Source organism: Flavobacterium sp., from assembly GCF_013822155.1.
GTDB lineage: Bacteria > Bacteroidota > Bacteroidia > Flavobacteriales > Flavobacteriaceae > Flavobacterium.
This window is the reverse complement of the sequence record NZ_PNJW01000080.1, coordinates 1-10,800: the sequence shown is the minus strand read 5'-3', so window position 1 is coordinate 10,800 and position 10,800 is coordinate 1. Positions and strand designations below refer to the sequence as shown.

Here is a 10,800-nt window from a genome sequence, read left to right as displayed (position 1 = left end):
TTATAAATTTATAGACATCAATTATTGGCATAACAGAAATTTTTCCAAACTTTTTTGTGTCTTTTATTCCAATTTCTTTTAAAAAAGTAGTGTCATTTTCATTGACTTTTGATTCTAACAAATCTATTTTAGCATATACATAATCTGTACTTCCAAAATTGGGTGAGATGATAATTTGATGATTATAACTTGCTACTTTTTTATCTAAATAAAATCCTAATGCAGCTCCGACAATAAAAAGAACTACCAACAAAACGAAATTCCTTTTTACAAAAAGAATTCCTCTAAAAACCCAGCTTAAAAAATTTTGATAGGTTTGTCCTATTTTTTTAGATACTTGTCCTAAATCAATTTCCTGGTTATCTGATGAGTTTACGCTCATAATTTTTATTTTGAATTAAAAATTTGTTCTAGTATTTTAATCGTAATTAAATAGGTTGGTTTTACACCGGTTGTGCCTAATCCTCCGGATGCTAATGTGCTTCCAGTTTCCAATGGATTATCTGATGCATAGTAGGCATAACGCACTTTTACTTCTTCTGGTATGCTTTTTCTGATTTTGGACGCTGATTGAATTGCTTTTTGATAATAGGCTCCTTCCATTTCAAGACCGATAACACCCCATGTTGATTCATGGAAAAATTTCAATAAATCTTTGTTCTGTAACGATGTTCCTAATACGGTCACCATTGGTCCCGCAAAAACAGGAATATCATTTCCATTAAACATAGAAACGGTCAATTCGTTTTCAAAAGGATAATTATCACCCGTACCTTCGTTGATATGTGCCGATGGAATCATAATATCACCTTTTCCTCCTTGTAAAATTCCTGCTTTTCCCATTATCGAAACCGATTCTACATTTAAAAAGGTTACTTTGCTTTTTCCTTCTTTGTATGGTTTTAATAATTCGTCAATGGTTTCATAGGCTTGTTCTCCAAAAGCATAATCCATCACAATTAAAACCGGCTTTTGCTCTCCTACTTTAGCTTTTGAAAAAGATGTTTTTGAAAAATCTATTTTGGCTGTATCAAAAATTTGTACATCTATATTTGTTCCGGATTCGTCTAAAACTGATATCATTCCTGATTTTAAAGCCACTTCTTCAACTTTATTTCGCAAATCATTGGCTCCGGATTTACTTAATTCTTCATAAATAAAGAAATCCGGTTTATCTTTGAACTTTGTTTTTAACACATTCGTTGCAAAAATGGAGTTCATCACACTATGCATATTGGCACTAATGATATGAATAGGCCTTCCTAATAAATCATTTTTCTTTAAAACATCCTTAATTTGAGTGGCCCAAATTTCTCCATGAATATGATGTCCTAATCGTTCTCTTAAAATTGGACTGAATGTAATCGTTCGTTTATTGTTTTCGACAATTTCTTCAATAGCTAATTTTCCCAACCAATAGATGATGTGTAAAAAACGATCTGGTTTTTCAGCCGTTCCAAACGAATCATAAATGGCTAATACCTCCGAAAAGCTTCTTCCTAACACATTTGATGCGTGAGATATTGCTTTTTCTTTATCAATTTGTGATAATTTTTTGGGTTGCAAAACATACTGTTCCACTTTTTGCCAATCTCGTGTTACTTCGTATTGATTTTCATCTAATAATACACGGTCTTTAATTTTATGTGATTCTATAAAAATAAAGGTCAAATGGGTTAAAATATCATAAATGTCTGAACGCCCACGTGTAATTTCAACGTTCATCTGCTCTTCGTCAATTCGGTAACAATTTCTTCTTCGTTTAGGAGGAACAATTGCTGTAAAATGTGATTTTGAATAGCCTTCGTCCGAGGTTAAATTAATATACCGACATTCTTCAATGCCAACCGGAAGCCGTTCGATAACATATAATAATCCGTTGAGTTCTACTTTTTCTTCAGCAATAGATCCATATATTTCAGGTCGTAATTGCAATAACGCTTCCCGTAAAGTTTCTCCTGAAATTCCCATCGGTTTATAAAACCCACGATTAAACAAGTGACGCATCGTAATATATAATCGTTCAATAGCTGAAGATGATTCTTGAGCTCGGGAACGGGAAATATTTTTTATTTCTTTCATTTATAAGGTATTAAGTATTTCAAATTGCCAATAAAAATCAATTTGTATACTTTTATTTTTTGCAAATTTAGGTTTTTTTATTTTGGTTGAGTACATCTGCTATTTTTCTATCATTACTTAGTCTTGGAAGCTTATTTTGTCCTCCTAATTTACCAATGGATTTCATATAATCCTGAAATCCGTTTTTGTTAACTTTTGTAACAACTAAGGTACGCAAAACGTTACCTTTAATCAAATCATCATAATACACATTTTGTTTCCGCATGGCGATATCTATTTTCAAAGCAAAAGCATCCATATCATTTGGCTCTCCCGAAGCTTCAGAATCAAATTCAATTAACCATTCATGAAAAGGCAAGCCCTCTTTAGGAGAAATTTGTGGAGCCACCGTAAATTCATTTACACGAATTGTTGATCCTTCCATCGCTTCTTTTAAGGCACATTCTACTTCTTTACCAATTACGTGTTCGCCAAATGCTGAAATAAAATGTTTAATTCGTCCAGAAACAATTACTCTGTAAGGCTTTAAACTGGTAAATTGAACCGTATCTCCAATATTATAAGCCCAAAGACCCGCGTTAGTGGAAATGATTAAAGCATAATTCACCCCTAATTCTACTTCTCCAATAGTATGTCTTTTTGGATTTTCAGTAAAAAAATCATCTGCTTTAATAAATTCATAGAAAATTCCTGAATTTAAAAGTAATAACATGCCTATTTCCTTCTGAGAGTCCTGGTAGGCAAAAAAACCCTCCGAGGCAGGAAATAATTCAATCGAGTCTACTTTTCTGCCTATTAAATTTTCAAACTTGGCACGATAAGGTTCAAAATTAACTCCGCCGTAGATAAAGAGATTAAAGTTTTTAAAAATCTCTCCAACTTTCTTATTTCCTTTTTGTTGTAGTTTTTCAAAATACATCTGCACCCAAGCCGGGATACCTGAAATAACAGTCATATTTTCATGAAAAGTTTCTTCTACTATTGCATTCACTTTGGTTTCCCAATCTTCAATACAATTGGTTTCCCAAGAAGGCATTCTGTTTTTTAAAAGGTATTTTGGCACATAATGAGCGACAATTCCGGAAAGGCGGCCTAATTTTATTCCGTTTTTTTCTTCTAATATTGGGCTCCCTTGAAGGAAAATCATTTTCCCTTTAACAAAATCTGCCTTGCCGGTTTCGTGAATATAACTCAAAATAGCATTTCGGGCTGCCTGAATATGAAACGGGATAGATTCTTTGGTTAACGGAATATATTTTGCTCCGGATGTTGTGCCGGAAGTTTTAGCAAAATAAACTGGTTTTCCTTTCCATAAAATATTCTCTTTCCCTTCAACTACTAAATCAACATACGATTTCAATGCCTCATAATCTCTCACCGGAACATATTTGACAAAATCATCATGCGTTTTTATGACGTTAAAATGGTGGTCATTACCAAACAATGTTCCTGAAGCTTGTTTAATCAAACTTTTAAAAACCTTTTGCTGTATCTCTACCGGTTTTGATGCCCATTTTTGGGTATCCTTATGTGCTTTTCTGGCTAGAAGTTTAGCCGCTAAAACTTTAATTCGCATAATTATTCGAAATCTATAAATTGAGAAGGATCAATGGTAAAACCGTCTTTCCATAATTCAAAATGCAAGTGAATTCCGGTTGATTCTTTTCCGGTTGACCCGGCAAGTGCAATAACTTCTCCTGTTCGGACCACATCTCCTTGTGTTTTAGTTAAAGATGCTGCATGTTTGTAAACCGATAATAATCCGTCACGGTGTTTAATAATAATAACATTTCCGGTTGAGGGAGTCCACTCTGCAAAAACAACGCTTCCATTAGCAACAGACTTAATGGGTGTGTCTTTAGCAACAGCAATGTCAACTGCAAAATGCTTATTAACCGAACTATATTTTTCAGTAATGTGGCCTCTTACCGGTGGAAATAAGACTAAATTTACTTTCGATTGAGCTTTTTCAAAAAGGTTATACTTGTCTTCTAAAGCAACTTGTTCCCGGAGTTTTTTCTCTTCCTCTGAAGGATTTAAATCAGCTTTTGAATTATCCGGATTTTCTTGAGCTAAAATAGAGTCTTTATTAAACTTTGCATATTCTAAATCGCCGGTTAAAATCTTTTTAATAGAATTTATGTACATTTCATTTTTCTTCACTTCAATAGCCAAAGAATCCGATTTAACCGCTAAAATAGTAGCATCCTTTTTTAATTTATTGGAAGCATATCCCGGAATAAATTCACGTAATGGTGTAAATGCAATTATATAAGTTGTAATTGAAATTAACAAAATAGAAGAAATAGTAAGCACAACAAAAACATTCATCAAGTTGAGTTTTAATGAAAAAATCTCTTCAAAGGTTTCCTCATTTAAAATCACCAACCTATTCTTGGTAAACAATTGCTTCTTGAGTTGTTGTCTTTTGAGCCGTTTTTCAGACATAATTCAATTTTAATATACAAATATAGGAATTAAACTGTCTTTAAAAAGTGGTGTTTTTCTTGTTTTAAATAAAAAACCATTCACTTTAACTAACTTTTAAGTTAAGAAATACTTGAAATCGAAACAAGTCCCGTAATTTCTTTTTACATTTGTCCTTTCAAATATGTAAACTATGAATGCATTAGCTATATTTTTAGGAATGGTAGGTCCTTGGCAGATAGGATTAATTATCGTTGTTGTTTTATTACTTTTCGGAGGTAAAAAAATTCCGGAATTAATGAAAGGTTTGGGTAGTGGTATTAAAGAATTTAAAAATGCTGCCAGAGAAGACCAACCGGCTGATTCTAAAAAAGAAGAAGACAAAAAGGAATAATTTTTTAGAAATTTCAATCTCGAAGTTTCGGAGTAAATTCCAAATTCCAATGATTATTTTCATGGAATTTGGAATTTTTTTTTAAAATGTTTAAAACACCATCGTCAACTGAATCCTTTTCCGAACTTCATCCACCTCAACCACTTTTACTTGCACGTGTTGATGTAATTTGACCACTTCATTCACATCCGACACAAATCCGGCTTTCAATTGCGAAATATGAACCAAACCACTTTCTTTTAATCCAATATCTACAAAACAACCAAAAGCAGTAATGTTGTTGACAATTCCCGGTAAAATCATACCGGTTCTCAAATCGGACATTTTTTTGACATTTGGGTCAAATTCAAAAACTTTGGCGGATTTTCTTGGATCGAGTCCAGGTTTTTCCAGTTCTTTTAAAATGTCTTTGATTCCTAAAATTCCAATGGTTTCATTGGTGTAATTTTCGGGTTTTATCAAAGCAATTTTTTCTTTATTTCCAATTAAATCGGTTAACGAAATTTTCAACTCTTTCGCCATTTTTTCTACAATTGCATACGCTTCCGGATGAACTGCTGAATTGTCTAGCGGATTTTTTCCATTTTGAATGCGAATAAATGCCGCCGCTTGTTGATATGCTTTTTCACCTAATCGTGGGACTTTTTTGAGTTGTTTTCTGTCTTCAAACGGACCGTTTTCTTGTCTGAAATTAACAATATTTTCGGCCATTTTTTCGCCAATTCCGGAAACATAACTCAATAAAGATTTACTGGCGGTATTTAAATTTACACCCACTGAATTTACGCAACGAACCACTACCGTGTCTAATTCTTCTTTCAGTTTGGTTTGATCCACATCATGTTGGTACTGACCGACACCGATTGATTTCGCATCAATTTTTACCAATTCAGCCAATGGATCCGAAAGTCGTCTTCCGATAGAAACGGACCCACGAACGGTTACATCATAATTTGGAAATTCATCTCGGGCAATTTTAGAGGCGGAATAAACCGATGCTCCTGCTTCTGAAACCACAAAGACCTGAATAGGTTTATCGAAAGCAATTTTTTTAATGAAAAACTCTGTTTCTCGACTGGCTGTTCCGTTTCCGATTGAAATCGCTTCAATATTATAAGCATTCACCATCGAACGTATTTTTTTCATGGCCATTGCATTTTCATTTTGTGGCGGATGCGGATATATGGTTTCATTGTAGAGCAAATCTCCTTTTTCATCCAAACAAACAACTTTACAACCCGAACGATAACCCGGATCAATAGCCAAAATTCGCTTTTCTCCCAAAGGTGGAGCAAGCAACAGCTGACTCAAATTTTGAGCAAAAACATCAATCGCTTTTACGTCTGCTTTGGTTTTAAATTCTTGTAACGTTTCATTCGAAATGGCTGGTTCTAATAGTCGTTTGAAACTATCTTTTATGGCTAGTTTCAGTTGGTGAGCAGTTTCTTTATTGTTTTTTATGGTATTATTTTCGATGAATTCTATAGCTTCTTCTGGTTCTATTTCTACATTCATTTTTACAAAACCTTCTGCTTCTGCTCGAAGCATTGCCAACAATCGATGTGATGGAGACTTTGAAAGTGGTTCAGCCCAATCGAAATATTGGTTGAATTTTTGAGCAGCTTCGTCGTCTTTTTTGCTTTTTACCACTTTAGTAGAAACAATCGCTTTACGCTGAAATAAACGTCGTAGATTTTTTCGAATAAAAGTGTTTTCGTTGATCCACTCGGCAATAATGTCACGTGCTCCTTGCAAGGCTTCGTCTTCATTGGCTACTTTATCATTCAAATACTTGGAAGCAATAAATTCAATATCATCGCTGTTTTGAGCCATGATGATTTTAGCCAACGGTTCCAAACCTTTTTCACGAGCGGCATCAGCTTTGGTTTTTTTCTTCTTTTTATAAGGCAAATAAAAATCTTCGATTTCCTGTAAATCAAAACTATTTTCAATTTTTTGTTTTAATTCCAGTGAAAGTTGTCCTTGCTCTTCGATTGATTTTAAAATCGATTCTTTTCGTTTAAAAATTTCCTCAAACTGCTTATTGAGTTTAAAAATTTGTTCAATTTGCACTTCATCTAAATTACCGGTTTGGTCTTTTCGGTAACGGGAAATGAAGGGAATGGTGCAATCTTCATTTAATAAGTTAATCGTGTTTTCGATTCCTTTGGTTGGAAGTTGTGTGGCGTTTTGAATGAATTGTATTTGATTCATTATAAATGTTTATAGTAGTAAAAATGATTTCTTAGTTATTTAAAAGTAGTATCAATCCTGCACTATAAAATCCTTCGGATCCACCTTCTGAAATTCCGGCTGAATATTCACGTGGTTAATGTTGAATTTTTCATAAAGAACTTCTTCCATTTCGTGTAGTAAATCGTTGAATTCACTCATTTTTATATCGGCGGCACAATCTAGATGAGCTTCCAAATGCAGTTCTTCTTCATTCAAATGCCACACGTGGATGTGGTGCAACTTCCCTACTCCTTCAATTTTATGGACTTCGCGAACTATGTCTTTAATATCGATAGCATCCGGTGTAAACAACATTAGCATTTTGGTTGATTTTAAAAACAAATCAAATCCTACTACAATAAGATAAACAGCAATGAGCAACGTCATCAAACTATCTACCCAATAAATCTGATAGAATTTCATCAGTAAACCACCGGTTAAAACCGCCACAGATGCCATCATGTCTGTTAACAAATGTAAATAAGCCGATTTCATATTCAAATTGTGGGCGGCCTCTTTACGAAGTAATAAAACCGAAAAACCATTGACCGCAATTCCTAAAAGTGCCAACCAAATCACCAAATTTGATTCAATGGGTTCGGGTTTTAGTAATTTGAAAATAGCATGATAAATTAAAATAAAGGCCACAATAATTAATGTAGCCGCATTAATAAACGCAGCAATTAACTCGGCTCTTTTGAATCCAAATGTTTGATTTACAGAGGCTTTTCTTCGGGATAATTTGTGAGCTACTAAACTAAAAATCAGCGAAAGTACATCCGAAAAATTGTGCAATGCATCCGAAATTAAAGCCAAACTTCCTGAAATAATTCCACCTATCAACTGAGCAATAGTAATCAAGGTATTGAGTAAAATGGAATAAATTAGATTGTTTCCTTTTACGTTATGTTTGTGAATTCTTGGGTTGGTGGACATTTAGGTTTTTGTTTTTAAAACATTAAGACATTTGGCCTTAATAAATATTTTGCAAAGAGAAGTAATAAAATAAATTTAAACCCTACTCCAAACGAATACCATCTCCAATATTCATTATAAAGTTTTTTATTTCCATTAGTCAAAAAACTATTTGCAATTTTAATATGATATTTAAACAAAAAAATAGTTGTAAGAAATACAAAAACTTTTTGCTTATTTGAAATGAATGATTTATCCTCGTTTGAAAGTTTCAAATCTCTTCTATCTATTTCATTAATAACTTTTCTTTTCAATTCAGCATCTAAGTTACCTCCTTGGAACAAATTGATCAATTGATAATCTGATAACTTTTCGAGTTTATTCATCATTTATTTACAAGCTATTTTATTCACTCGATTCTGATGTCTTCCGCCTTCAAATTCCGTTTTCAAAAAAGTTTCCACCATTTCAACCGCTTGCGGAATTGAAGTAAATCGTGCAGGAATACTAATAATATTTGCATCATTATGTTGTCTGGCCAAAGCTGCAATCTCTTTGGTCCAGCATAAAGCTGCTCGAATACTTTGGTGTTTATTAACAGTCATAGCGATGCCGTTTCCGCTACCACAAATAACGATTCCTAACTCTGCTTTTCCGGTTTCTACATCGGTTGCAACCGGATGACCAAAATCGGGATAATCCACACTATCATTCGTGTTGGTTCCGTGATTTATGATTTCGTGACCTTGTTTTTCTAAAAAATCAACGATGGCTTTTTTATAATCCGGGCCGGCGTGGTCGTTTCCAATGGATATTTTCATGTGTTGATGTGTTGTTATTTTTATCTTTACAAAAATAATCAAATTCAATCAGGTTCGAATGAAATTTAACGGTCAGGTTTGTTCGTTTGACGACAATGCGTTGTATTGGGAATTACACATCCCGATTCCAGATGCTATTTTTAAGAAATTACATTCAGAAGCAAAAGATAAACGCGTGGTTTGCACCATAAATACTAATTTTTCTTTTCATTGTGCGATGTTGCCAAAAGTCACTTTTCATTACATTTTATTGAATAGAGAAATCTGTAAAAAATTGAATTTGCACTTGAATGATAATGTAAATGTGGAATTAATAAAAGACGAAAGCAAATACGGCATGCCTCTTTCGGAAGAAATGGAAGAAGTATTTTTCAGTGATCCCGAAGGAAGCGATTTATTTCACCAACTCACCCTAGGAAAACAACGAACGTTGATTCATGTGGTAAACAAATACAAAAGTTCACAATTGCGGATTGAAAAATCATTCGTTATTTTAGAACATTTGAAAAATAGAAAAGGCGTTTTGGATTTTAAGGGGTTGAATGAAGATTTTAAGAATTTTAAGAATAGATTGTAATATATCGCAAATTAATATTTATGAATGCATTGCAATATCTTTACTTTTATAAATAATTTGCGAATTTGCGGTTTAAATAATGAAAAAATACGATTACATTATCCTTGGTTCCGGTTTATCAGGTTTGCTCATCGCTTATCGTATGGCGAATGATGCTTGGTTTGATGACAAAGAAATTCTTATCATCGATAAGGAAATCAAAAACCAAAACGACCGAACCTGGTGTTTTTGGGAAGAACCGAATGGCGAATTTGATTCTATCCTTTCTAAAACTTGGGAAAAAGCATTTATCGGGAATCAAGATTTTCAACAATCGTTTGACTTGCATCCTTATTTGTATAAAATGATTCGAAGCAGTGATTTTTACAAATTAGTTTTCGATCAAATTTCTTCCAAATCAAATTTTACTTTTATAAATGATGAAATCATCCATTGGAAAACGATTGAAAATTCGGTTGAAATCATTGGAAAAAATCAATCGTATTTTGGAAATTATTTATTGAATAGTTTTTTTAATATCAATCCACTTCTCAATCAAAAAAAGTACCCGTATTTAAAGCAACATTTCATCGGTTGGTTTATTAAAACAAAAGAAGAACTTTTTGATGATTCGGAAGTAAAATTTATGGATTTTACAATCGAACAAGACGGAAATACTCGCTTTATGTATGTTTTGCCCACTTCCAAAACCGAAGCTTTATTTGAATATACTTTGTTTTCGGAAGATTTATTAGAAAATGGCGAATACGAAAATGCAATTAAAACCTATCTTCAAAATCGAGGTATAAACGACTATGAAATTATAGAAAAAGAAACAGGAAACATTCCCATGACGTGTTTTCCATTTCATAAACAAAATTTGGTACGGGTTTTATTTATTGGAACAGCCGGTGGTTGGACCAAAGCAAGCACGGGTTTTACTTTTTTCAACAGTAAAAAACAATCCGAAAAACTGATAGAATTTTTAAAAAACAATCAAAACTTGGCTAAATTTCATCAAAAGAACCGCTATTGGTTTTACGATTTAATTTTGTTAGAGGTTTTACATCAAAACAATGAATTGGGAGCTGCTCTTTTTGGGAGACTTTTTCAAAAAAATTCCATTCAAAATATCTTTCAATTTTTAAATGAAGAAGGTACTCTTTTTTCAGATTTTAAAGTGATGTTAACGTTGCCAAAACAGATTTTTATTAAGGCTACTTTTCGTGCTTTGTGGAAATTAAGAGGATAAAAAAGCCCCTGATTTTTTAAATTTACAAAAAGTAATCAGTGAATCAACAGCAAAAACAAAAGTTTACTAAATCCTTGATAATCTTATATTTATCATAAACTAAATATTAAATATTTAC

Annotated in this window: 10 protein-coding genes and 1 pseudogene; 3 read left to right on the top strand and 8 right to left on the bottom strand. The window is 33.0% G+C overall.

Annotated elements, in window-relative coordinates; translation table 11 throughout:
• The 4 genes and pseudogenes from C0512_RS13925 to C0512_RS13910 all read right to left on the bottom strand — a co-directional run.
• A pseudogene (locus C0512_RS13925) lies at positions 1–382 on the bottom strand (hypothetical protein); the annotation flags it as partial.
• A gap of 5 nt (positions 383–387) precedes the next feature.
• Positions 388–2,082 carry a hypothetical protein gene (locus C0512_RS13920; RefSeq protein WP_290862597.1) on the bottom strand — a complete coding sequence of 565 codons (1,695 nt, stop codon included), beginning with the start codon at positions 2,080–2,082 and terminating at the stop codon, positions 388–390.
• Positions 2,083–2,149: 67 nt separating this feature from the next.
• Positions 2,150–3,658 (bottom strand): GH3 auxin-responsive promoter family protein, encoded by a 1,509-nt coding sequence (locus C0512_RS13915; protein ID WP_290862595.1) that lies wholly within the window; start codon positions 3,656–3,658, stop codon positions 2,150–2,152.
• A gap of 2 nt (positions 3,659–3,660) precedes the next feature.
• Entirely contained in the window at positions 3,661–4,530 is an 870-nt protein-coding gene (locus C0512_RS13910; protein ID WP_290862593.1) for a M23 family metallopeptidase, read from the bottom strand.
• Between the two features lie 172 nt (positions 4,531–4,702).
• Between C0512_RS13910 and C0512_RS13905 the strand changes: the two genes are divergently transcribed.
• Complete coding sequence (locus C0512_RS13905; protein ID WP_290862591.1) at positions 4,703–4,903, top strand: twin-arginine translocase TatA/TatE family subunit; 201 nt, start codon at positions 4,703–4,705, stop codon at positions 4,901–4,903.
• A 90-nt stretch (positions 4,904–4,993) separates the two neighbouring features.
• On the opposite strand, the gene C0512_RS13900 is transcribed toward C0512_RS13905, so the two are convergent.
• Genes C0512_RS13900 through rpiB form a run of 4 tightly spaced genes read right to left on the bottom strand, consistent with a single transcriptional unit; the run spans position 4,994 to position 8,874 of the window.
• Entirely contained in the window at positions 4,994–7,117 is a 2,124-nt protein-coding gene (locus tag C0512_RS13900; protein WP_290862589.1) for a Tex family protein, read from the bottom strand.
• Positions 7,118–7,168: 51 nt separating this feature from the next.
• The gene (locus C0512_RS13895; RefSeq protein WP_290862587.1) at positions 7,169–8,074 is read right to left on the bottom strand and encodes a cation diffusion facilitator family transporter; all 906 of its coding nucleotides are present in this window, start codon (positions 8,072–8,074) and stop codon (positions 7,169–7,171) included.
• Positions 8,075–8,088: 14 nt separating this feature from the next.
• Entirely contained in the window at positions 8,089–8,442 is a 354-nt protein-coding gene (locus C0512_RS13890; RefSeq protein ID WP_290862585.1) for a hypothetical protein, read from the bottom strand.
• The gene (rpiB, locus tag C0512_RS13885) at positions 8,443–8,874 is read right to left on the bottom strand and encodes a ribose 5-phosphate isomerase B (protein ID WP_290862583.1); all 432 of its coding nucleotides are present in this window, start codon (positions 8,872–8,874) and stop codon (positions 8,443–8,445) included.
• Between the two features lie 58 nt (positions 8,875–8,932).
• Between rpiB and C0512_RS13880 the strand changes: the two genes are divergently transcribed.
• Both C0512_RS13880 and C0512_RS13875 read left to right on the top strand, forming a co-directional pair.
• Positions 8,933–9,451 (top strand): DUF1905 domain-containing protein, encoded by a 519-nt coding sequence (locus tag C0512_RS13880; protein ID WP_290862581.1) that lies wholly within the window; start codon positions 8,933–8,935, stop codon positions 9,449–9,451.
• Positions 9,452–9,530: 79 nt separating this feature from the next.
• On the top strand, positions 9,531–10,682 hold the full coding sequence (locus tag C0512_RS13875; protein WP_290862579.1) for a lycopene cyclase family protein: 1,152 nt from the start codon (positions 9,531–9,533) through the stop codon (positions 10,680–10,682).
• The last annotated feature ends 118 nt before the right edge of the window (positions 10,683–10,800 follow it).